Annotated in this window: 20 protein-coding genes and 1 pseudogene; 10 read left to right on the plus strand and 11 right to left on the minus strand. The window is 42.9% G+C overall.

Translation table 11 applies throughout. The annotated features are described in order from the left end of the window. Window positions 1-83: 83 nt before the first annotated feature. On the minus strand, window positions 84-674 hold the full coding sequence (locus ACO5E4_RS02325) for an FMN-dependent NADH-azoreductase (protein WP_485861943.1): 591 nt from the start codon (window positions 672-674) through the stop codon (window positions 84-86). 199 nt (window positions 675-873) lie between these two features. Here ACO5E4_RS02325 and sohB point away from each other — a divergent pair, with 199 nt between their 5' ends. Beyond that, window positions 874-1,932, plus strand: coding sequence for a protease SohB (sohB, locus tag ACO5E4_RS02330; RefSeq protein ID WP_485861944.1), 1,059 nt, complete (start codon window positions 874-876; stop codon window positions 1,930-1,932). Window positions 1,933-1,990: 58 nt separating this feature from the next. Here the strand turns inward: sohB and ACO5E4_RS02335 are convergent, their stop codons facing one another. Beyond that, complete coding sequence (locus ACO5E4_RS02335) at window positions 1,991-2,866, minus strand: fructosamine kinase family protein (RefSeq protein WP_485861945.1); 876 nt, start codon at window positions 2,864-2,866, stop codon at window positions 1,991-1,993. A 239-nt stretch (window positions 2,867-3,105) separates the two neighbouring features. On the opposite strand from ACO5E4_RS02335, the gene thrS reads away from it, so the two are divergent. The 4 genes from thrS (at window position 3,106) to rplT (ending at window position 6,697) form a co-directional block, all read left to right on the plus strand. Then, a complete protein-coding gene (gene thrS, locus ACO5E4_RS02340; protein WP_485861946.1) occupies window positions 3,106-5,037 on the plus strand; it encodes a threonine--tRNA ligase in 1,932 nt (643 codons plus the stop codon). 347 nt (window positions 5,038-5,384) lie between these two features. Continuing rightward, window positions 5,385-5,882 carry a translation initiation factor IF-3 gene (gene infC, locus ACO5E4_RS02345; protein ID WP_442542257.1) on the plus strand — a complete coding sequence of 166 codons (498 nt, stop codon included), beginning with the start codon at window positions 5,385-5,387 and terminating at the stop codon, window positions 5,880-5,882. 208 nt (window positions 5,883-6,090) lie between these two features. Further along, window positions 6,091-6,288: a 50S ribosomal protein L35 gene (rpmI, locus tag ACO5E4_RS02350; protein WP_005542274.1), complete on the plus strand. Its 198-nt coding sequence runs from the start codon at window positions 6,091-6,093 to the stop codon at window positions 6,286-6,288. Window positions 6,289-6,343: 55 nt separating this feature from the next. Beyond that, a complete protein-coding gene (gene rplT, locus ACO5E4_RS02355) occupies window positions 6,344-6,697 on the plus strand; it encodes a 50S ribosomal protein L20 (RefSeq protein ID WP_005596075.1) in 354 nt (117 codons plus the stop codon). Window positions 6,698-7,084: 387 nt separating this feature from the next. Here the strand turns inward: rplT and dxs are convergent, their stop codons facing one another. From dxs to ACO5E4_RS02375, 4 genes are all read right to left on the minus strand, one after another. Further along, window positions 7,085-8,941 carry a 1-deoxy-D-xylulose-5-phosphate synthase gene (gene dxs, locus ACO5E4_RS02360; protein WP_485861947.1) on the minus strand — a complete coding sequence of 619 codons (1,857 nt, stop codon included), beginning with the start codon at window positions 8,939-8,941 and terminating at the stop codon, window positions 7,085-7,087. An 83-nt stretch (window positions 8,942-9,024) separates the two neighbouring features. Further along, window positions 9,025-9,915: a (2E,6E)-farnesyl diphosphate synthase gene (ispA, locus tag ACO5E4_RS02365; RefSeq protein ID WP_485861948.1), complete on the minus strand. Its 891-nt coding sequence runs from the start codon at window positions 9,913-9,915 to the stop codon at window positions 9,025-9,027. Window positions 9,916-9,925: 10 nt separating this feature from the next. Beyond that, a complete protein-coding gene (gene xseB, locus ACO5E4_RS02370) occupies window positions 9,926-10,171 on the minus strand; it encodes an exodeoxyribonuclease VII small subunit (protein ID WP_296026697.1) in 246 nt (81 codons plus the stop codon). Window positions 10,172-10,310: 139 nt separating this feature from the next. Further along, on the minus strand, window positions 10,311-11,261 hold the full coding sequence (locus tag ACO5E4_RS02375) for an alpha/beta hydrolase (protein ID WP_485861949.1): 951 nt from the start codon (window positions 11,259-11,261) through the stop codon (window positions 10,311-10,313). A 197-nt stretch (window positions 11,262-11,458) separates the two neighbouring features. On the opposite strand from ACO5E4_RS02375, the gene accD reads away from it, so the two are divergent. Then, on the plus strand, window positions 11,459-12,346 hold the full coding sequence (gene accD, locus ACO5E4_RS02380) for an acetyl-CoA carboxylase, carboxyltransferase subunit beta (RefSeq protein WP_314953539.1): 888 nt from the start codon (window positions 11,459-11,461) through the stop codon (window positions 12,344-12,346). Between the two features lie 2 nt (window positions 12,347-12,348). After that, window positions 12,349-13,695: a bifunctional tetrahydrofolate synthase/dihydrofolate synthase gene (gene folC / locus ACO5E4_RS02385; protein WP_485861950.1), complete on the plus strand. Its 1,347-nt coding sequence runs from the start codon at window positions 12,349-12,351 to the stop codon at window positions 13,693-13,695. A gap of 62 nt (window positions 13,696-13,757) precedes the next feature. On the opposite strand, the pseudogene ACO5E4_RS02390 reads toward folC, so the two are convergent. From ACO5E4_RS02390 to ACO5E4_RS02400, 3 genes and pseudogenes are all read right to left on the minus strand, one after another. Beyond that, window positions 13,758-14,399, minus strand: a pseudogene (locus ACO5E4_RS02390) (histidine phosphatase family protein). A gap of 84 nt (window positions 14,400-14,483) precedes the next feature. Next, window positions 14,484-15,941 (minus strand): cardiolipin synthase, encoded by a 1,458-nt coding sequence (gene cls / locus ACO5E4_RS02395; RefSeq protein WP_485861951.1) that lies wholly within the window; start codon window positions 15,939-15,941, stop codon window positions 14,484-14,486. A gap of 13 nt (window positions 15,942-15,954) precedes the next feature. Beyond that, window positions 15,955-16,863, minus strand: coding sequence for a LysO family transporter (locus ACO5E4_RS02400; protein WP_485861952.1), 909 nt, complete (start codon window positions 16,861-16,863; stop codon window positions 15,955-15,957). 139 nt (window positions 16,864-17,002) lie between these two features. Between ACO5E4_RS02400 and ACO5E4_RS02405 the strand changes: the two genes are divergently transcribed. From ACO5E4_RS02405 to ACO5E4_RS02415, 3 genes are all read left to right on the plus strand, one after another. Continuing rightward, a complete protein-coding gene (locus ACO5E4_RS02405; protein ID WP_485861953.1) occupies window positions 17,003-17,683 on the plus strand; it encodes a TIGR01621 family pseudouridine synthase in 681 nt (226 codons plus the stop codon). 44 nt (window positions 17,684-17,727) lie between these two features. Then, window positions 17,728-18,609 (plus strand): DMT family transporter, encoded by an 882-nt coding sequence (locus ACO5E4_RS02410; RefSeq protein WP_485861954.1) that lies wholly within the window; start codon window positions 17,728-17,730, stop codon window positions 18,607-18,609. A gap of 73 nt (window positions 18,610-18,682) precedes the next feature. Next, window positions 18,683-19,006, plus strand: a complete 324-nt coding sequence (locus ACO5E4_RS02415; RefSeq protein ID WP_048750901.1) for a zinc ribbon domain-containing protein YjdM — start codon at window positions 18,683-18,685, stop codon at window positions 19,004-19,006. A gap of 126 nt (window positions 19,007-19,132) precedes the next feature. Here ACO5E4_RS02415 and tdeA read toward each other — a convergent pair whose 3' ends face one another. Both tdeA and ACO5E4_RS02425 read right to left on the minus strand, forming a co-directional pair. Then, window positions 19,133-20,503 (minus strand): toxin/drug exporter TdeA, encoded by a 1,371-nt coding sequence (gene tdeA, locus ACO5E4_RS02420; protein ID WP_485861955.1) that lies wholly within the window; start codon window positions 20,501-20,503, stop codon window positions 19,133-19,135. A gap of 87 nt (window positions 20,504-20,590) precedes the next feature. Then, complete coding sequence (locus ACO5E4_RS02425; protein WP_485861956.1) at window positions 20,591-22,522, minus strand: MacB family efflux pump subunit; 1,932 nt, start codon at window positions 22,520-22,522, stop codon at window positions 20,591-20,593. Window positions 22,523-22,534: the final 12 nt, after the last annotated feature.

Raw genomic sequence — 22,534 nt, forward strand, 5'->3', positions numbered from 1 at the left:
GCGGAAAAAAATGACCGCACTTTTCTTTGTATTTTGTCCACAAAAAAAGCACCTTCATGGTGCTTTTTTGTTTTTAGGCGTGATTAAAGTGTGATTGCCATTTTATCAATTTCTGCTTTGGCTTGGGCTTGTGCTTTTTCGACCGCTTCCGGACCAAATCCAATGCCTTCCATGTAAACGAATTGTACATCAGTAATACCAACAAAGCCTAAAATAGCCTTCATGTATGACGTGACTAAATCCGTTGGCTGGTTTTGATGAAAACCACCAAACGCGACTAACACCACCGCTTTTTTGCCTTTTAATAAACCTTCCGGCCCTTTTTCTGAATATTGGAAAGTGACACGCGGACGCGCAATAAAATCAAAATAGCTTTTTAGTTGTGTCGGAATATGGAAGTTATACATGGGCGCGTTAATAATCAACGTGTCTGCCTTTTTAATTTCCGCTACTAATTCATCAGATAACGCCAATAATGCGTTTTCTTCAGTACTTGTTGGTTGGCCACGTAATGCCGTTGCAGCCGTTGCATCAAAATGCGGTAGTGGATTTGCGGCAAGATCACGGATAACCACATTTTTGTCGGCAAGTTTACTGACGAAATAATCGGATAATTGGTTGGTTTGTGAATTGTCTGCCAGAATGCTGGATTTTAAGACGAGAACATTATTCATGTTAGTTCCTTTTTGAAATCATGAAATGAAAAGTGCGGTCATTTTAACGGGTATTTAAGAAAGATAAATAGGGCTTTTTGAAAAGCATTATTAATGCTGGGTTAATAATCCTTTATTTTTCAGCTAGCCGTGAAGGTGGCATTGAGATAAGCGATACTTTATAATCCTGGACCTTATTTATTCTTACTAAGGAACAATTATGTGGTCTGATATTTTTGTCGGTTATGGCGTGTTTATTTTAGAAGTGATCACCTTGTTATTGGTGGTTGCGGCAGTGGTTGCCATGATCATTGCCATGAAACAAAAAAAAGCGCATTTGCACGGTGAATTGGTGATTACCGATTTATCAAAAGAATTTGAGGAAAACAGCAAAATATTGAGTAACTTTCACCTCAGCGAAGATAAATTAAAAGAGGCGGAAAAAGCTGAGAAAAAGGCAGAAAAGGCGAAAGCAAAAGCCTTAAAAGCACAACGTAAAAAAGGTGAAGATACAGAATCCGAACGAAAACCAAGCCTTTATGTATTACATTTTAAAGGTGATATTTCTGCTTCAGAAACGGCGGCATTGCGGGAAGAAATCAGCGCCATTGTTCAGGTGGCGAAGCCAAATGATGAAGTGTTGCTGTGCTTGGAAAGCCCTGGTGGTGTGGTGCATGGTTATGGTTTAGCCGCATCGCAATTAATGCGTTTAAAACAGCATAACATCAAGTTGACGGTTGCCGTGGATAAAGTGGCGGCAAGCGGTGGTTATATGATGGCCTGCGTTGCCGATAAAATTGTATCCGCGCCTTTTGCGATTATTGGCTCTATCGGTGTTGTTGCTCAGATTCCAAACATTCATCGTTTATTGAAAAAACATGATGTGGACGTCGATGTAATGACGGCAGGCGAATATAAACGCACGATGACAATGTTGGGCGAAAATACGGAAAAAGGAAAACAAAAATTCCAACAGGAATTAGAAGAAACTCACCAATTATTTAAACAATTTGTTTCACAAAATCGACCGCACTTGGATGTAGAACAAGTAGCAACCGGTGAGCATTGGTTTGGTCAACAGGCATTAAATTTGAATCTCGTGGATGAGATTATGACCAGCGATGATTTATTGCTACAAGCGATGAAAGAAAAACAGCTTATTGGTGTGAAATATGTGGTGAAAAAATCTTTGTTGCAAAAAGTGGGTAAGCAAGCAGAGGAGAGCGCCGATAATATTGCGTTACGTTGGTTAAAGAAAAACGAAAGAACGCTGATGTAAAATTACGCTATACAAATAAAAAGAAAGGGCATCGCGCCCTTTCTTTTTTATGTCGCCTTTAGCGATTTTTGTAACGTTGTAACACATCGTGTACGAGTTTATTGGCAAGCGCCACATAGTTGCCGTGGAAACGGCTACTGAAGTTAAGCAGATGATAAAGCTGATAAATGATTTTCCGCTCTTGATAACCTTCATCTAACGGGAAAGTGTGGTGGTAATTTTCATAGAATTCCTGTGGGAACGGCTCGAATAATTCGGTAAAGGCTAAATCGCATTCCCGATCGCCCCAATAACATGCCGGATCATAAGTCACTGTATGTCCGTCAATGTTGGCGCAGTTTTCAATCCACAAGTTTCCATGCAATAAGGATGGCTGGGGTTGATGTTTGGCTAACAAGGTTGCTACGGCTTTGATGATTTCTTCTTTATCACCGAAATGCAGATTCTTTTCCGCACAGAGCTGTAATTGCCAACCAATGCGTTGTTCACTGAAGAATTTTGCCCAACGGGAACCCCATTCATTCGGTTGATATTGCGGCCCGAGCCAGGTATCAAAAGATAAACCGTAATTTTCTGAACCTTGATATTGGTGTAGCCGAGCCAGTTGTTCACCAAATTCCGCCATGTTTTGCGGCGTATTCGGTTGCATATTCAGTCCTTCCAATAACAGAAAACTGTGATTTTGTGAACAACCAACGCCATAGACTTCCGGCACGCGAACGGTATTGGTTTTTGCCAGCATGATTAACTGATCCGCTTCGGCACGGAACATGGAACGGTAGGACTTTTCATTCATTTTTACAAAGACGGGTTGAATGCCGTCATCAATGATCCAAGATTCATGCATTTCGCCGGTGTGAATTTTGGTTTTATTTTTGATGGAATAATAGGCCCCGAATTGATCAGCTAAAACTTGAGAAATCGACTTCCACATACTCTGTTCCTTCTTTTCAGTTAATCATGTTTCTAGTGTAAAAGATTAAGAAAAAATTACTGTGACTCAAGTCAAAATTTAGGCATTTGGTTGTCCTCCTAAAATATGCTAGAATTGCGCGCCGCACTTGGCTTGTCCGTTTGTAAGGATGATAAAAGTGCGGTGCTTTTTTAAAACGTTTTTTAATTAAATGAAACAAGCCACCTTGCGTATGGGTGACCACTGTATAAGGATGCATTATGCCAGTTATTACTTTACCTGACGGTTCACAACGTCAATTCGATAAACCTGTTACTGTCTTAGAAGTTGCGCAAAATATTGGCGCAGGCCTTGCCAAAGCGACCATTGCCGGTCGTGTCAACGGTGAGCGTAAAGACGCCTGTGATTTGATTACCGAAGATAGCACATTAGAAATTATTACCGCTAAAGATGAAGACGGTTTGGAAATTATTCGTCACTCTACGGCGCACTTACTCGGCCATGCGATTAAACAATTATTCCCGGATGTCAAAATGGCCATCGGGCCGACGATCGACAACGGTTTCTATTATGACGTGGATTTAGACCGCTCTTTAACCCAAGAAGATATTGATGCCCTTGAAAAACGCATGTTGGAATTGGCGAAAACCGATTATGACGTGATTAAAACCCCGGTAAGCTGGCAAGAAGCAAGAGATACGTTTGAAAAACGTGGCGAGCCGTACAAAATGGCGATCCTAGATGAGAACATCGAGCGTACTGCAACGCCTGCGCTTTATCATCACCAAGAATATATTGATATGTGTCGTGGCCCGCATGTGCCGAATATGCGTTTCTGCCATCATTTCAAATTACAAAAAATTGCTGGCGCCTACTGGCGCGGTGACAGCAAAAACAAAATGTTGCAACGTATTTACGGCACGGCTTGGGCAGATAAAAAACAACTCGATGCCTATTTGCAACGCTTGGAAGAAGCAGCAAAACGTGACCACCGTAAAATCGGTAAAGCGTTAGATTTATATCACATGCAAGAAGAAGCGCCGGGCATGGTGTTCTGGCACAACGATGGTTGGACGATTTTCCGTGAATTGGAAACCTTCGTACGTACCAAATTAAAACAATACGATTATCAAGAAGTGAAAGGTCCGTTCATGATGGACCGCGTGTTGTGGGAAAAAACAGGCCATTGGCAAAACTACGGCGATTTGATGTTTACCACCCAATCGGAAAACCGCGAATACGCTATCAAACCGATGAACTGCCCGGGACACGTTCAAATTTTTAACCAAGGGTTAAAATCTTATCGCGATTTACCAATTCGTATGGCGGAATTCGGTTCTTGCCACCGTAATGAGCCTTCCGGTTCTTTACACGGTTTAATGCGTGTACGTGGTTTTACTCAAGACGACGCCCATATTTTCTGTACCGAAGATCAAATTGAAAGCGAAGTGACCAGCTGTATCCGCATGGTTTACGATATTTACAGCACCTTTGGCTTTACCAATATCTTCGTTAAACTTTCAACCCGTCCGGAAAAACGTATCGGTGCGGATGAAATGTGGGATCGCGCAGAGCAAGGTTTAGCTAATGCGTTAAAACACAATGGGCTTGAATATGAAATTCAAGAGGGCGAAGGCGCGTTCTACGGTCCGAAAATCGAATTTGCCTTACGCGACTGTTTAGATCGTGAATGGCAGTGCGGTACTATTCAATTAGACTTTGCACTACCGGGCCGTTTAAATGCGTCTTATGTGGCGGAAGATAATGATCGCCGTACACCGGTAATGATTCACCGTGCGATTTTAGGTTCGATTGAACGTTTCATCGGTATCATCACCGAAGAATATGCAGGTTTCTTCCCAGCATGGTTGGCGCCAACGCAAGCGGTCGTGATGAACATCACTGACTCTCAATCCGAGTATGTGCAAAAGGTGGCGAAACAATTATCTGATGCAGGTTTACGCGTGAAAACCGATTTACGCAACGAAAAAGTGGGTTTCAAAATCCGCGAACACACTTTACGCCGCGTACCTTATATGTTGGTTTGCGGTGATAAAGAAATTGAAGCCGGCAAAGTGGCAGTGCGTACCCGTAAAGGTCAAGATCTCGGTACATTCACGGTGGAAGAATTCTTAGAGATTCTGAAAACACAAGTGAGAAATCGCGACTTGAAATTGTTGGATGAAGAGTAGTTATCCATATAGAAGTATAAAAGTGCGGTCAAAAACGACCGCACTTTTTATTTGTTAAACAGTGAATGTTTTTAGCTAATATGAACCTAAAATGTAGCAGGTTTATTTTTAATGAAATTAATCCTGTGCACATACAAATAAAAGGCGGAATTACTGCGTTTTCCGCTATTGCGTAACGTGGTGAAATTCTGTAAAATGCACCCCGTTTTTGCTCATTCTTAGAGCATCAAAAATGAATTTAACTTCTGTTTTTGCATAGCAAAACAGCAGTTTTGAGGCTTAATTAATAGAGGAATATCATTATTAAAACCGTAAAAAAAGCACCTGCAGTAAATCGCCCGAATCGTATTAATGACGAAATTAGAGTAAAAGAAGTCCGCTTGATTGATCAGGACGGCGAACAAGTTGGGGTTGTTGCGATTCAACAAGCATTAGAAATGGCGGAAGCCGCAGCTTTAGATCTTGTAGAAATCAGTCCAAATGCAGAACCACCTGTGTGTCGCATTATGAACTACGGTAAATTCCTCTACGAAAAGAGCAAAACAGCGAAAGAACAGAAGAAAAAACAAAAAGTGGTGCAAGTGAAGGAAATTAAATTCCGTCCAGGCACAGATGAAGGTGACTATCAAGTTAAGTTACGTAGCCTAATCCGCTTTTTGGAAGATGGTGATAAAGCCAAGATTACTGTACGTTTCCGCGGTCGTGAAATGGCTCATCAAGACATCGGTTTTGATGTATTGGAGCGTGTAAAAAATGATTTAGCCGATATTTCTGTGGTTGAATCTGCGCCGGGGAAATTAGAAGGTCGCCAAGCAGTTATGGTGTTGGCACCTAAGAAAAAATAATTTTTGATTCAGATTTAATCTGAATAACGGAATTTTCACTTCGGTGAAGATACAACGGTACATTGGGCACACTACGCAGCCTAATGACGTTTGAAAAGGGCAGTTTTAAATTGCCTTGATTGGAAATAATCAGTGCCTACAAGTAATCGCCTTAAAACGGTTCGCCTGATTATGTTGTTTAAACTTAAAAATGCGGAGTTATTTAACAATGCCTAAAATTAAAACAGTACGCGGTGCTGCTAAGCGTTTCAAAAAAACTGCTTCCGGTGGTTTCAAGCGTAAACAATCTCACTTACGTCATATTTTGACTAAGAAAACAACAAAACGTAAACGTCACCTACGCCATAAATCCATGGTTGCTAAGTCCGACTTAGTATTAGTAGTAGCGTGCTTGCCATACGCATAAGCACAAACGTACGTCAGTTCATTTTAGTTAAAAATATTACATAGGAGATTAAATAATGGCTCGTGTAAAACGTGGTGTTATTGCAAGAGCACGCCATAAGAAAGTTCTTAAGGCTGCTAAAGGTTATTATGGTGCACGTTCACGCGTGTATCGCGTTGCTTTCCAAGCAGTGATCAAAGCTGGTCAATACGCATATCGTGACCGCCGTCAACGTAAACGTCAATTCCGTCAATTATGGATTGCACGTATCAACGCAGCGGCTCGTCAAAATGGTTTATCTTACAGCAAATTCATCAACGGTTTGAAAAAAGCGTCTGTTGAAATCGACCGTAAGATCCTTGCTGATATCGCAGTATTCGACAAAGTGGCATTTGCTGCATTAGTTGAAAAAGCAAAATCTGCACTTTAATTCGTTAAAGTTTAGGTAAAAAATTAGGACGCTTTAGGGCGTCCTTTTTTATGCCTATTTTTTAGATTTTATTGTTTTCGGCGTAATAGAAATAGAATCAGATTTTAATTTACTCTTTTAAAACTCGCCTAAAATAGACCGCACTTTTTCCTTTTTCCCAAAAAAGAAAAAACCGCTATCCAATTTCTGAATAGCGGGGAGGTCTTAAATATAAGAAAACGTTAAAAGACAACTGCATTTGCAGTGCACTAGCAATTGTTAAGACTAGGTATCTTTAAAATAGTTCAAATAAAAAAGAAAAATTTATTCTATTTTTTAGAAAATGGGATGAACCGCAAAAAGAAAAACGACAGAGGTTGAATCATCCGTCGTTTTTGATTGGAAGAGTTATTTCCCAGCCAGAAAATCCACGATTTGCTGTTCAATGCCTGCGGCATCTAATTTTAAATCGGTGAGTGTTTCAGCTTGCGATCCTTGAGGGATAAAGAAATCCGGTAACCCTAATTGCAACAATTTCACTTGATGTTGTTGCTGATTCAATACTTCCGCCACCGCACTTCCTGCGCCGCCTTGAATCGCATTTTCTTCTAATGTCACAAGGAGTTCATGGCTGTTGGCAATCTCGTTAATACGGGCGACATCCAACGGTTTGACAAACCGCATATCAATCACGGTGGCATCCAGCTTTTCCGCGGCAATCAAGGCATTTGGTAAAAGCGTACCAAAATTTAAAATCGCGATTTTTTTCCCTTCACGAACACACTTTGATTTCCCCAATTCCAAGGGGTGTAACGGTTCTAAAGTAACGCCCACGGCATTTCCGCGTGGATAACGCACGGCAGCAGGTTTACCGCAATGATAGCCGGTATAAAGCATTTGGCGGCATTCATTTTCATTGCTTGGCGTCATGATGATCAGGTTTGGAATACAGCGCATGAAACTGATATCAAATGCACCTTGGTGAGTTTGTCCATCGGCGCCGACAATGCCTGCTCGGTCAATAGCGAAGAGAACCGGTAGATCTTGAATGGCGACATCATGAATCAGTTGGTCATAAGCGCGTTGCAAGAAAGTTGAATAAATCGCAACTACAGGCTTGTATCCACCGATCGCCAAACCGGCGGCAAAGGTTACCGCGTGTTGTTCAGCAATCGCTACATCAAAATACTGTTGTGGGAAACGTTGAGAAAATTCCACCATGCCGGAACCTTCGCGCATTGCCGGGGTGATGCCGATAATTTTTGGATCTCGTTCTGCCATTTCACATAACCAATCACCGAAAATTTTGGAATAGGTTGGGGTGGCATTGGATTTAGGTAATTGACCGCTTAAATGGTCGAATTTTGGCACGCCATGGAAACCGATGGGATCGTTTTCTGCCGGGGTATAGCCTTTGCCTTTCTTGGTTTTGATGTGGAGTAATTGAGGACCTTTTAGATCGCGCATATTGCTCAATGTGGCGATTAATTCATCAATATTGTGTCCATCGATAGGGCCAATATAGTTGAAACCCAACTCTTCAAATAAGGTACTTTCCGGTGAGAACATCACACCTTTCATGTGTTCTTCGGTTTTTTTCATAAAGTTTTTCACCGTCGGCACTTTATCGAGAATTTTTTTGCTACCGTCGCGCACGGTAGAGTAGAACGAACCGGAGAAAATTCGGGCAAGATGGTTGTTTAACGCGCCGACATTTTCCGAAATAGACATTTCGTTATCATTTAAAATCACCAACATATTGGTGTGCAACGCACCGGCGTGATTTAATGCCTCAAATGCCATACCTGCCGTAATGGCGCCGTCACCGATGACACAAACCGTTTGTCTTCCGGCATTTTCTCGTTCTGCGGCAATGGCAATGCCTAATCCTGCACTGATCGAGGTGGAAGAGTGTCCTACGCTTAATACGTCAAATTCGCTTTCACCACGCCAAGGGAAGGGATGTAACCCGCCTTTTTGTCGAATGGTTGACATTTGGTCACGACGACCGGTTAAGATTTTATGCGGATAGGCTTGATGGCCCACATCCCAGATTAACTGATCGAAAGGCGTTTTAAAGACATAATGCAGTGCAACGGTAAGTTCCACCGTACCTAAACCAGAGGCTAAATGACCGCTACTTTGGCTCACTGATTCTAACAGGTATTCACGCAATTCTTGGCAGACTTGAGGGAGTTTTTCTTTGTTTAATAAGCGCAAATCATCAGGTGAATTAATTAAGGATAAAAGGGGGTAATTTTGCATAAAGGGTAATCAATTCCAACGTTAAATTTCTATCTCAGCACGCTAAAAACAGCGTTAATTTCCACCGCACTTTTGAGGGCGGATTAGCTTCTTCGTTTAATGATAAATTCCGCCAACGCATAAAGTGCGGTGGTATCAAAAGGTAAATCTCTCAGTTCGGCTAATGCCATTTCGTAAAGCTCTTGTGCTTTTTGTTTGGCACCTTCCAGCCCCAATAATTTCGGATAAGTGCTTTTATCTGCCGTCAAGTCAGAACCGACCGTTTTGCCGATGGTTTCGCTATCGCCTTCAATGTCTAAGATATCATCTTGCACTTGGAAGGCGAGTCCAATTGCCGTGGCGTAGCGTTCTAACTGTTGTGCTAAAGCCTTGTCGGCAAAATGAGGCGAGCAAATAAAGCCCATCGTGAGCGCCGCCTTGAGCAAGGCACCGGTTTTATTTAAATGGATGTGTTCTAATTCTTGCAGGCTGATGATTTTGTGTTCTGATATTAAATCCAGACTTTGTCCCAAGCACATCCCTTTGATACCGGAAGCGGCACTTAAGGTTTTAATGAGCGCCAGCTTTTGTTCCGCCGATAGCGTTGGAATCTCCGTTAAAATCTCAAAGGCAAAGGCTTGCAACGCATCACCGGCTAAAATTGCGGTGGCTTCGTCAAAGGCAATGTGACAAGTTTTATGACCTCGACGTAATTCGTCGTCGTCCATGGCAGGCAAATCATCATGAATCAATGAATAAGCATGAATGGCTTCAATGGCAGCCGCTGCATAATCGAGCTGGGCGACATCCGCACCGAGCATTCTGCCGGTGGCGTAAACCAAAAACGGGCGAATGCGTTTTCCACCTAACAACAAGCCATATTTCATGGCTTCAGCTAAAGGCGCGGGCGCGCTATCGAGGTGAGCAAATTGTTCTGCTAAAAAGTGATTAATTCTCTGCTGAATGTGCTGTAAATCTTCTGAGAACTGATACATTGCCGCCCCGTTATTCTTCCGCTTGATAATCGCTGAGTTTCGCACTTTCGCTTTTTTGTAACAAAATTTGGATGTGCTGTTCCGCTTGTTGTAAGCGTTCTTGCCCTAACTGAGCCAGCTTGATGCCTTGTTCAAAATCTTTTAATGCCTCTTCAAGAGAAAGGTCGTTATTTTCCAAACGGGAGACGATTTCTTCCAGTTGTTTTAAGGTATTTTCAAAATCCGGTTCGTTTTTTTCAGCCGGTTTGCGCGCCATGGTCTCATCCTTTTTTGCAGCAAAATAGAATTGCCGTATTGTACTTGATTTTTATTGCTATTGTTAGGGCGAATTTAGAGTATTTCCGGTGAATAATCGCTTCTAAAAAATAACGGAAAAAGGTACCGCACTTTGGTGGTTAGAATTCACAATCCTGTTGTGCTTTACAGCGAGAAAAAAGCCACTTCAACCCCTCTAATAAAGCCGGCATGACACTGGTCATATGGGTTTCTTCAGGATAAATTTTACTCACAACGGATAGTTTATCATTAGGCAGCCCATTCAGTTTTTCTGCTAAATTGTTGACTTGCGTCACCATGGCGCGCTGATCTAACTGCTTTTGCCGTTCGGGATCTTGTTTCATATAGGGCGCTAATTTTTGTTCATATTCCCCAACGGTGAAACGCACGCCAATTTTTTCTTTTATGCTTTGCAGATGTTCGGAAAATGCAGGGAAATCTTGCAAAATCCGTTGCTGATTCCACCAGATTGAAGGGCTGGCGATAAGATAGTTGCGGAACCCATCCGGATGATTAAATAAACTGTATAAACTAAATAAGCCGCCATAAGAATGCCCGAAAATGTTTTGTTGCGCCGCGTTAATTGAAAAACGGCGATGTAAATCTGGCGCGAGTTCTTCCTGAATAAAGCGATAAAAATATTCTGCACCACCAAATTTTTTATTGGTTTTATCGCCGGTATCGCCATAACTTTCTGAGGGGGGCGTATAGTCTTGTGCGCGTTCTGTCGGATTAAGAAGTTGAGTATTCGGGTAGCCGATGCCGACGATTAAAAATGGTACGGCATTGGTTTCTTGCGCACGCGCCATCATATTTTGCGCCATGCTGGCAGCTGCCGGGAAAAGGGCATCGCCATCTAATACATAAAGGACGGAGTAGCCGATACGCCTTACTTCACCAACAGGCATCACCTGAATGCGATAATCTTTTTTCGTAAATTGGCTGTGAAGCACATATTCTTGTGCATTAGGGATGAGCGCTGGTTCTAAATTGCCGGCAGAAGTCGATTGATGTCCCTCGGCAAGATTAAAAAATACGCCACAAGAAAGTGCCAATAATAACGGTTTCATACGTTTTCCTTTTTGAGATTTTTGCGCTAGCGTAGCAAAGTGCGGTCAGTTTTTCTAACGTTTTTATCAGATAAAAATACTCGGGAAAATGACCGCACTTGATGACTAATCAGATCAGTATAAATTGCTATAAAATTTTTCAAAATTATGGTCTAATAGCCCACAATTTTTTGTTAATCAAGAGAAAAAGGTTAAATATGAGCTGGATTGATAGAATTTTTAGTAAAAATACATCGTCTTCTTCCCGCAAAGCTAATGTGCCTGAAGGTGTATGGACAAAATGTACCTCATGTGATCAGGTGCTATATCGTGAAGAATTAAAACGTCATTTGGAAGTTTGCCCGAAATGCGGCCACCATATGCGAATTGATGCGCGCGAACGCTTATTGGGCTTATTGGATCAAGACAGCGTACAAGAATTAGCGGCAGAGTTAGAACCGAAAGATATCTTGAAATTCAAAGACTTAAAGAAATATAAAGATCGTATTAGTGCCGCGCAGAAAGAGACCGGTGAAAAAGATGCCTTAATTGCATTTTACGGTACGTTATACAATATGCCGATTGTGGCTGCCGCCTCTAACTTTAGCTTCATGGGCGGTTCCATGGGGTCTGTAGTGGGCGCGAAATTTGTCAAAGCCGCAGAAAAAGCCATTGAAGAAAATTGCCCGTTTGTCTGCTTCTCCGCCAGTGGTGGTGCACGCATGCAGGAAGCCCTGTTCTCCCTCATGCAAATGGCAAAAACCAGTGCCGTGTTGGCTAAAATGCGTGAAAAAGGCGTGCCATTTATTTCCGTATTGACGGATCCAACCTTAGGTGGGGTTTCTGCCAGTTTCGCGATGTTGGGAGATATCAACATTGCTGAACCAAAAGCATTAATCGGTTTTGCCGGCCCACGTGTTATTGAACAAACCGTGCGTGAAAAATTGCCGGAAGGTTTCCAACGCAGTGAATTTTTATTGGAAAAAGGCGCTATCGACATGATCGTAAAACGTGCTGATATGCGTAATACCTTGGCGAGTTTGGTCAGCAAACTGATGAATAAGCCATCTCCTTTTGTGGAAAGCGAATTAATCACAGAAGAATAAATATGAACACAATGTTAAAAGCCACTTCGCCACTCGACGAGTGGCTTTCTTATTTGGAAAACAGCCATTTTAAAGCGATTGATTTAGGGCTGGAACGCATCAAATCTGTCGCCCAAGAATTAGATTTGCTCACGCCGGCACCTTTCGTGATTACCGTAGGTGGTACAAATGGCAAAGGTACCACTTGCCGTTTGTTAGAAACCATTTTATTGAATGCGGGCTATCGTGTCGGCGTGTATTCTTCACCGCATTTGTTACGTTATAACGAACGTGTTCGTATTCAGAATCACGAGTTGGATGATGCACAGCACACGGCTTCTTTTGCGTATATTGAGCAAAATAAAACGCAATCATTAACGTATTTTGAATTCAGTACCTTGTCTGCGTTATATTTGTTTAAACAGGCAAAATTGGATGTGGTGATTTTAGAAGTGGGGCTGGGTGGTCGCTTGGATGCCACGAATATCGTGGACAATGATATGGCGGTCATTACCAGTATTGACATTGATCATACGGATTTCCTCGGTTCTACGCGCGATCAAATCGGGTTTGAAAAAGCGGGAATTTTCCGCGCCAATAAACCGGTGATTATTGGCGAACCTAATATTCCGCAAAGCATGTTGGCGCATGCCGAAACATTAGGTTGCCAATTATTTTGTCGTCATCTTGATTGGCATTTTTGCCAGCAGGAGCAAAGCTGGACATGGCAAACCACGCGTAAAGACGAAAAAGTGCGGTGGAATTTATTAGCAGATTTACCGCTTTGCCAAATTCCATTAGCCAATGCCGCAACTGCATTGGCGGCGGTACAAAAATTGCCGTTTGAAATTTCTCTTGAAACCGTGAAAAAATCCTTGCTTGAGGTGGAACTCACCGGGCGTTTTCAAACGATGAAACCGGCAAGCCTAAAGCATTTTGCGCAAATGGTTCAGCGTGAAGTGGAAGCGCTACCGCGTATGATTATTGATGTGGGGCATAATCCGCACGCAGCACGTTATTTAGCAGAAAAACTGACCGCACTTAAAGCCCAGTCGCCAGGAAAACTGATTGCCGTTTGTGGTATTTTAAAAGACAAAGATTCGGTCGGTGTGTTGACGCCTTTACTGCCGTTGGTGGATGAGTGGTGTTGTGTCACATTAGGTGGCTATCGAGGGCAACATGGTGAGGATTTATTTGTGACGTTGCAACAGGTTGCAACTCAGCAGCATTTGAGCGTGCAGGGCCGTTATTTAGATTCTGTGGTAGAAGGCGTGAAAAGTGCGGTAGAAATGGCTAATAAAAATGATACCGTGCTGGTGTTCGGATCTTTTCATACTGTTGGCGAGTTTTTGACATTGGCTCAAGTCTAATCAAAATTTATTTTACTAAATATCATATAAAAAGCGCCGAGGAATAATCCTTGGCGCTTTTTTTAACGTAAATGTCCGGCTTCATTTATTGTTTCAATAGTAAATTTTCCGTCCGTCTCATGGCTTTGTTTATAGTGCACGATGTTAATCGCACAATTTAACAAAGATTGGCTTTTGCCTTCATCACGATGTTCTTGCCAGCCTGTTCCGGCAAGTAAGGCAAGCAATAAACGCAATGTATGTCCGTGTGAAACAATCAAAATATTGCCTTGTTCATGTACTTGAATAATGTCTTGAAGCGCCTTCATTGCCCGTTTGGCAAGTTGTTCAAAGGTTTCTCCGCCATTGCTTTGCGCTTTGTAGTTTGCGGCATCTTTGAGCATTTGGTTAAACTCATCTAAACAACGCAATTTCTCCACCGGTAAACCTTCCCAAGACCCGAAATATTGCTCGTTTAACCCTTTATGTTGAAACAGCGGCACATCACGTTCGCCTAAAATATATTGCGCGGTGTCGATGGTACGTTGTAAACAGCTGGAATAGGCGGCAACAAAAGGAATGTGCTTAAGTGCTACACCGGTTTGTTTCGCGCCTTGAATGCCAAGCTCCGTTAAGGCGGAGTTGCCGAACCCTTATAATAGTCCTTGTTCGTTCCAAAGAGTACGTCCGTGGCGGACGAAATAGAACGTGAGATGTTTATTCATGAGTTATCCTGTTAAATCTTATTGAGATAAAAATACTGAGGTAAAAAAGCGGAAAGAAACGCAGAAAAAAACGACCGCACTTTCCTATAGTAGTGGGCTGAAAAGAAAAAACAGTTTTTCGATAATACGTTGATAAACGGAACGATTTGCCCACTCGACGTAGTTCAGCAATTCAGCATTTTTGATGTAGCCTTCATGCAGCAGAGCAATTTCGTTAGCAAATGCCGCATCTTCCACCACCATGGTGACTTCAAAATTCAATAAAAAGCTGCGCATGTCCATGTTTACGGTACCGACTAATGCTAATTTATTATCAATCAGCATGCTTTTGGTATGCAGTAAGCCTTTATTGAAATGATAAATTTTTACACCGGCGGCGAGTAAATCATCAAAAAATGTGCGGCTTGCCCAATGCACCATCATCGAATCATTTTCTTTTGGCAGAATGATAGAAACATCCACACCTCGTAGCGCAGCTGTGCGTAATGCTTCGGCAATGTTATGGCTTGGCACAAAGTAAGGAGAGGTGATGACAATGCTTTTCCGTGCGGAAAAAATTGCGATAGCGAGAGATTGCGCCATTAAATCATCCGGAAAGCTAGGGCCGGTGGCAAGAATTTGCACGGCGTGAGAATTGTTTTGTTCTAAAGGCAATAACGGGCAATCAGGAATATGCAATGGCACGGATTGTCCTGTTTCAATTTCCCAGTCCCACGCATGTAAACCGTTGAGAACGGCAGACACAGGGCCATTGATACGCACCATGACATCAATCCATTCGCCGACATTGCTGTCTTTTTTGAAGAACTTCGGATCCACCATGTTCATGCTGCCGGTGTAAGCAATTTGGTTATCGATCACAATAATTTTGCGATGTTGACGCAAATCGATTCGACTGAAAAACATGCGGAATAAATTCACATGTAAGGTTTCAACAATTTCAATCCCTTGGGCTTGCATCGCGCGGCAATCCGCACTTTTTAAAAACGGGCGACTGCCTACGGAATCCAATAAAATGCGTACTTTCACACCACGTTGGCAGGCTGCGATAAGCGCTTCTTTGACGTCGTTCACCAAACCAGAAGGCGACCAAATATAAAACACCATATTGATGGATTTTTCTGCGCGTTCGATGTCTTCAATGATGCTGCGCATGATGTTTTCCGGCGTGTCCAGAATATGCAGTTCGTTTCCTAAAACACAAGGAATGCCAAGACGTTGTTTGGCTAAGTCAAAAATTGAACGATAGAGTAGATCTGTTTGTGTATTCACTAAATTATCGCATTTCGATAGCTTGTCGAACCACGCCATAAATTGGGGTTTGAGCTGGTTGAATAGTGTTGCGCGGCGTTTTCCGAGATTAATTTCCCCGAAGATCAAATAGGCCACAATGCCGACAATAGGGAAGATATAAATCACCATTAACCAAGATAGCATGGCGGCGACAGATTGCTTTTTCATGACCAAACGAATGGTAATGGCAATGGTGAGAACCCAGATAAGTGCAGGAATAATGTAGGCGATAATTTGTTCGATATTCATAAAAATGACCGCGTTATAAAGGTGTCGAGGTAAAAAGCATTAACAAAATCGGCGGTGTAATGTTTGTGATAAACCCAAAACTAAAAGCAAGCGGTAAAACTTCTACGCCGCCGGCTTTTTGAATAATGGGTAAGGTGACATCAAGGGCGGTTGCTCCCGGAAAACCCACTGCCGTTGAACGGTAGTTTTGCATAAATAGCGGAATAATAAATAAGCTAATCAATTCACGTGATAAATCATTAAAAAATGCAATACTGCCCCAAATCGGCCCCCAAGCATTACTGAGGGTCACGCTGGACAACGAATACCAGCCAAAACCGGAGGACACGGCTAAACCTTGTATCACCGGTACAGACAACACGAGGGCAGCAATAATTCCACCGAGTAAGGAGGTAAGCATGAAAATGATGCCCATGGCTAAGCCGCGTTTATTGAAAAATACCGCACGCATGGAAATGCCATTGTTGCGCAATTGTACGCCCACACAAAAAATCATGACAACCAGCACATAAGTGGTGGCGTCGTGCGGTAAAGCAAAATAACCTTTGAACAGCCAACCCACCACGAAACCAATGAGCACCACCGTGCATAATTTCAATGAATCCAACATGATATGCCAACGCGAGGCAATTTTTTCTGCAACGTGTTTTAGTGGCTGCGGCTGGAGCTTGTCGTAAAGAAATAAGCCGATGAAATTTAGGCCTTGAATAAACAGAATAAAGGTGAGGGCATAAACGCCGATTTGTGGTAATTGTTGTGCTAAATCATCCAGTTGCCCGAGGGAAAAACCCATGGTGAATAAAATCATGTACAACAAAATCATGGTCACACGACCGAAAGATTGCAAAATGGCGTGATTTTTCACTTTCACCATGTAACCGATAAACATCGGCACTAAAATAATGAGTAATCCTTCGTACACTGTTGCCACCTTCAAATGCTATATGGTGGCAGAGTATAGCACTTTTCCCTATTTTCGCCTATCGGTGAGGCTTAACACTAAAGCCAACGTCATTGATTGTGCTATACTTTCGGGCATTATTTCCCTCTAGTATTTCCCTATGACATTCCAAATTGTATTTCGACACCCTGATTTTATTGTGATCAATAAACCTAATGGCATTAGCGTACATAAAGATGATGCGGATGTGGGGTTAACTCAATTAGTGGCGCAGCAACTTGGCGTGTCGAAAGTCTGGTTGGTGCATCGGTTAGATAAAGTCACTTCCGGATTGTTGATTCTTGCGTTAAGTGAAAAAGCCGCTGTGACGTTGTCGCAGAAATTTGCGCAACACCAAATTCAGAAAACATACATTGCATTGGCAACGCATAAACCGAAGAAAAAACAAGGCAGAATCAGTGGTGATATGCAAAAGGCCAGAAGAGGCGCATGGAAACTTTGCCAAAGCAAAGAAAACCCTGCAGTGACAGATTTTGTGTCTTACAGCTTGGCCCCCAATTTGCGTTTATTTATCTTACAACCGAAAACCGGTAAAACCCATCAACTCCGTGTGGCAATGAAAAGTTTGGGCAGCCCGATTTTAGGGGATGAATTGTATGGTGGAGATGAGGCTGATCTTACTTATTTACACGCCTACCAATTATCGTTTGACTATTCGGGTTTGATGGTTCAAATTAAGGGAACACCGATTAATGAGAGCGAAAAGTGCGGTGAAATTTTTCAACGTTTTTGGCATGACATTGAAAAATATCTTCATGGTGAAAATGAAAAAACACCTTAAGAATTGACCGCACTTTGGGCGCTGCGAATCAAGGAACGTTGCCAATGCCGAATAAGATCATAACCAGTTCATACCACAAAGCCATTGTTTGCATGGTGCTTGCCTATATCAGTATCGCCTTGATGGGCGTGTTCGTAAAATATGCCTCGGACGAATTACCGGCAAGTGAAATTTTGTTTTCTCGCTTTCTGATTGGTTTTGTTTTCTTGTTACCTTTTATGATTCGCGATGGTGATTTTCGAGTCGAAATGCGCCAGTGGCCGTTTTTGGTAATTCGCAACCTTGCCGGCATCGGTAGCATGTTATGTACTTTTTATGCCATCAAATACTTGCCGCTTTCCATTTCTATTTTGCTATTAAATACATCTGCGTTATTCGTTCCGGTATTGCTCTTTGTTTTGCGTACTCGCACACCGCTGAAAGTGATTGCCTGTAGTGTACTGGGATTTATTGGCGTAGCGATTATTTTACTCACCGAGCACCATGGCGAGGTAGAACCCTATTATATTTTTGTGGCATTGGGCGGGGCGACGTTAGCTGCCATGGCGTTTATCAGTTTGCAGGAATTAAATAAGCATAATTCGCCGAAAAATATTGTTTTTTATTTCCATTTGCTTGGCGCTATTTTGTTACCGTTATTTTTTATGGCGCAGTGGACGCTCCCGACAGCGCATGGCTTGTTCATGCTTTTATTGGTCGGCGGCTTTGGCTTAATTTTCCAACTTTTGCTGACGCGAGCGTTTAAATACGCTCCGGCAAATGTCATCACGCCTTTTGCATTTACCGGTGTTATTTTTTCTAGTGTTTGTGACTGGCTGTTTTGGCAGAATGTGCCGACAGTGCATTTCTGGTTTGGCTCTTTGGTGATCATTGTGTCCGTCAGTTTATTGGCTAGAATGCGTGGCCAAGGGAAAACGAAGGCATAATTTATTCCCCAAAGGCAGTTGATTTTCCGCTACAATAGCGCACCTTAAAATGAAATTGAAAACGAGGAAATCCATGGAATATCCAATTTGTCCATCTTGCAAAGGTGAAAACACCTATCACGATTCCATCCAATTTGTTTGCCCGGATTGCGGCCACGAATGGACCGGCAACGAAGTCGAAGAGCATGACGATGATGCGCTTATTGTCAAAGATAGCAACGGCAATTTACTGGCTGATGGTGACGATGTGTTGTTAATCAAAGATCTGAAATTAAAAGGGTCTTCCGAAGTATTGAAAAAAGGCACAAAATTTAAAGGTATTCGCCTTGCTCGCGGCGACCACAATGTGGATTGCGGCAAAATTATGTTGAAATCCGAGTTTTTGAAGAAAGCATAAAAACACGCTATAAAATCACCGCACTTGATTTGTGCGTAGTGAACTTCATAAAAAACGGCGCTTTGTTAATCAAGCGCCGTTTTATTTTTTAAGAGAAAGTGCGGTGATTTTTCACCGCATTTTTACTTAACGAGAGTAGTAACCTGCCATGGAGCTGTAAACGGCATTTTCTGCTTGAATCACGTTGAATTTGGCTTGCAAAATGGAAAGCTGGGAGGCTTTTTCTGTATTGGCCGCCGTTAACCATTCGCGCAATTCAGACACGCCTGCGTTATAGCGGTTGCGGTAATATTGCGTGATGCGTTGGTTGTAATTGTACGTTTGTTGCACGTTGCTAAAGTGGCTTTGCGCTTGAATGAATGCGTAGTAGTTGGTATCTACGTCATTTAACGCGGTGGTGATACTTTTTTCATAGTTTAAACGGGCTGTTTCGTAATCCGCTTCAGAAATTTTCACATTCCATTTAACCGTGTTCCAATTTAAGAACGGCAGCGTAATACCAACGTTACCGGCGCCAATAGAGGAGAATGTGATCGCCCCGGTTTGATTGGTAGCATTACGGCTTAAACTTCCGCCCAAAGTGATTTCTGGGAACCAGCTTTTTTCGGTGGCTTTGGCATTTTTGAATGCACTGCTTAAACGGGCTTGATAGCCTTTGACATCAGGACGGTTGGCGATCACGGAAACCGGCACGTTTAAATTCACGCCCACAGTTTTCACGCTCAAAATATGCGGGAAGTTGATGTTTAATGCGTCATCCGGTTTTAAGTTCAGCAAATTACGTAAGGTTTTTTCTGCGTTTTTACGGTTGGTTTGCAACGTAATTAAATTATTACGCGCCGTTAATACCGCTTGTTGTGCTTGATCTACGCTAGCGCTGTCTGCGACACCTTGTGCCAAGCGATTTTTCATGATGTTGCTGATGTCGGTGTAATACTTGATGCTTTCTTGAGTGGTGCTAATGGCATCGTTTAAATAGGCAATTTGATAGTAGGTTGTCACCACGGAGTTGATTAAAGAAAGACGGGTAGATTCCATGTCTTCAATGGTGGCTTTATGTGACCACTCCGCCGCATCGGCGGTATCCGCTAAACGACGCCATAAATCCAAGGTGTAGGACACATTTAACGCGCCGGTATGCGTGATCGCGGAGTTGCCGCCATGATTAATGTCTTTTTGGGCAGCGGATTTTGCCGAACCGCTAAAGGCCGGAATCAAGCTTGCACCGGCAAGGTTGGCGCTATACAGCGCGCGGTTGACGGAAACTGCCGCTTTGGCTAAGTCTTTGTTATTTGCAAGGGCTTGTTCAACCACACGGTTGAGTTGTGCATCGTTATAAAGCGCCCACCAGTTGTCTTTAATGTTGTATTGCTTGGTAATGTCTTCATATTGTTTGTAATTATCGAGGCTGGCTTGATAAGAATCGCCAATATTGGCACAGCCGGCGAGCGTTGTTGCCATCACCACGGCAAGGGCTAGTTTTTTCATTTTTAACATTTTTTATCCTTCTTTCAGGTTCAAGGGGGCTATTTTATGCCTCAAAAGTGCGGTCGATTTTAACCGCATTTTTAGGTTTTACAAAATCTATTCACGGGCTAATGCCGTAATCGGATCTAATTGTGCTGCACGTTTTGCCGGAGTGTAGCCGAACACTACGCCGATTAAGCTGGAAAAAGCGACTGCGGCAATAATCGAACCGCCGGAAAATGCCATGGTGAAATCGGTCATAAAGGTGTTAAACAGCACTCCAATCGCACCGGAAAGCAAAATACCGGTGACACCGCCGATGAGGCAAATCAACACGGCTTCAATTAAAAATTGTTGCAGGATGTTGGATTGTCTTGCACCGATTGCCATGCGCACGCCGATTTCTTTGGTGCGTTCTGTCACTGACACCAACATAATATTCATCACACCAATCCCGCCGACGATTAAGGAAATAAAAGCAATCGAGGAGATAAGCAATTTCATCGTGCCGGTGGTGCTTTCGATAGTTTGTTTAATCGTATCGCTGTTCATGATGAAGAAATCTTTTTTGCCGTGGCGTAACGTCAGCAATTCTGTAATGCCTTTTTCTGCCGCCGTTGAGTTAATTTCTTCCGCCACTTTCACCGTAATCGAGCCGATTTTTTTGCTGCCTGAAATGCGGTTCATAACGGTAGTGTAGGGCGCGTAAAGATTCAATGAACTGCTGGCGCCACCCAGTTGACGGTCTGTCACGACACCGATAATACGCAACGGACGTTTATTAAACATCACCACTTTGCCAAGCGGATCTTCATTGGGGAAAATGGCTTTTTTGGCACTTTCATCAATTAACGCCACTTGCGCATTTTCTGCCACATCCTGCGCTGAGAGTAGGCGACCTTGTTTTAATTTTAAACCTTCAACATCAAAAGATTCTTCGCTCACGCCTTTTAAGGACGTCGTCGAAAACGCTTTATTCGCATAAATCAAGGTGCCGCTTGACGCGCTATTCGGCGTAACGCTTTGCACGTAGGTTTGTTGGCTTAATGTGTTGGCATCGCTAACGGTAAGATTTTGCATTTGTTCCGCACGGCGATCGCCAAAGCCGGTGCCGTTAAAAATGGTGATGGTGTTTGTGCCGATGCCGCGAATATTTTCCAGAATTTTTTGTTGTGATCCATTGCCCAACGCCACTACAGACACTACGGAGGTAATCCCAATAATGATGCCAAGCATGGTGAGCAAAGAACGCATTTTATGTGCCACAATGGCGCTAACAGACATCCGAAAGGCTTCCATCAGCTGATCTTTGCTGAAGCCAAAACGTCCTTTAAAAACACCTGAATTTTTGACCGCACTTTTCACTGGCTGGGTTTGCGTGTCACTGATAATTTCGCCGTCTTTGATTTCAATCATCCGATTGGCGCTGGCAGCGATATGCTTGTCGTGGGTGACCATAATAATGGTATGCCCTTCTTGGTGTAGTTGGCGCAGGATTTCCATCACATTTTCGCCGCTTTGCGAATCCAACGCACCGGTCGGTTCATCGGCTAAAATGATTTCCCCGCCGTTCATTAGGGCGCGCGCGATACTCACCCGTTGTTGTTGCCCACCGGAGAGTTGATTCGGCTTATTCTGCCATTTGTCGCTTAACCCTAATTTTTCCAATAATTGTTTAGCGCGTTCCAAACGTTGGTTGTGCGGCATGCCCGCATAAATTGCTGGTAATGCCACGTTTTCTGCTGCGGTGAGGCTGCTCAATAAATTGTAACGTTGGAAAATAAAACCGAATTTTTGACTGCGTAAATCGGAGAGCTGATCGGCGGTTAATTCGATGGTTTCTTTATCATCGATTTTGTACGAACCGCTGGTCGCTGTATCTAGACAACCGATAATGTTCATCAACGTGGATTTGCCCGACCCCGATTGCCCGATAATGGCAACGAAATCGCCTTTTTCGATATTTAATGAAATGTCTTTCAGAATATGAACACGATTTTCGCCGGCACCAAAGTAGCGGTTGATGTTTTTCATTTCAATAATATTCATTGGAAATTTCCA

The organism is Aggregatibacter sp. (assembly GCF_057314075.1).

Bases quoted from the DNA above. Each gene is read 5' to 3' on its own strand.
- accD (WP_314953539.1), top strand. From the start codon at position 11,459: ATGAGCTGGATTGATAGAATTTTTAGTAAAAATACATCGTCTTCTTCC.
- ispA (WP_485861948.1), bottom strand. From the start codon at position 9,915: ATGTATCAGTTCTCAGAAGATTTACAGCACATTCAGCAGAGAATTAAT.
- ACO5E4_RS02410 (WP_485861954.1), top strand. From the start codon at position 17,728: ATGCCGAATAAGATCATAACCAGTTCATACCACAAAGCCATTGTTTGC.
- rpmI (WP_005542274.1), top strand. From the start codon at position 6,091: ATGCCTAAAATTAAAACAGTACGCGGTGCTGCTAAGCGTTTCAAAAAA.
- ACO5E4_RS02405 (WP_485861953.1), top strand. From the start codon at position 17,003: ATGACATTCCAAATTGTATTTCGACACCCTGATTTTATTGTGATCAAT.
- ACO5E4_RS02375 (WP_485861949.1), bottom strand. From the start codon at position 11,261: ATGAAACCGTTATTATTGGCACTTTCTTGTGGCGTATTTTTTAATCTT.
- cls (WP_485861951.1), bottom strand. From the start codon at position 15,941: ATGAATATCGAACAAATTATCGCCTACATTATTCCTGCACTTATCTGG.
- folC (WP_485861950.1), top strand. From the start codon at position 12,349: ATGAACACAATGTTAAAAGCCACTTCGCCACTCGACGAGTGGCTTTCT.
- thrS (WP_485861946.1), top strand. From the start codon at position 3,106: ATGCCAGTTATTACTTTACCTGACGGTTCACAACGTCAATTCGATAAA.
- dxs (WP_485861947.1), bottom strand. From the start codon at position 8,941: ATGCAAAATTACCCCCTTTTATCCTTAATTAATTCACCTGATGATTTG.
- rplT (WP_005596075.1), top strand. From the start codon at position 6,344: ATGGCTCGTGTAAAACGTGGTGTTATTGCAAGAGCACGCCATAAGAAA.
- sohB (WP_485861944.1), top strand. From the start codon at position 874: ATGTGGTCTGATATTTTTGTCGGTTATGGCGTGTTTATTTTAGAAGTG.
- xseB (WP_296026697.1), bottom strand. From the start codon at position 10,171: ATGGCGCGCAAACCGGCTGAAAAAAACGAACCGGATTTTGAAAATACC.
- ACO5E4_RS02425 (WP_485861956.1), bottom strand. From the start codon at position 22,522: ATGAATATTATTGAAATGAAAAACATCAACCGCTACTTTGGTGCCGGC.
- ACO5E4_RS02335 (WP_485861945.1), bottom strand. From the start codon at position 2,866: ATGTGGAAGTCGATTTCTCAAGTTTTAGCTGATCAATTCGGGGCCTAT.
- ACO5E4_RS02325 (WP_485861943.1), bottom strand. From the start codon at position 674: ATGAATAATGTTCTCGTCTTAAAATCCAGCATTCTGGCAGACAATTCA.
- ACO5E4_RS02415 (WP_048750901.1), top strand. From the start codon at position 18,683: ATGGAATATCCAATTTGTCCATCTTGCAAAGGTGAAAACACCTATCAC.
- tdeA (WP_485861955.1), bottom strand. From the start codon at position 20,503: ATGTTAAAAATGAAAAAACTAGCCCTTGCCGTGGTGATGGCAACAACG.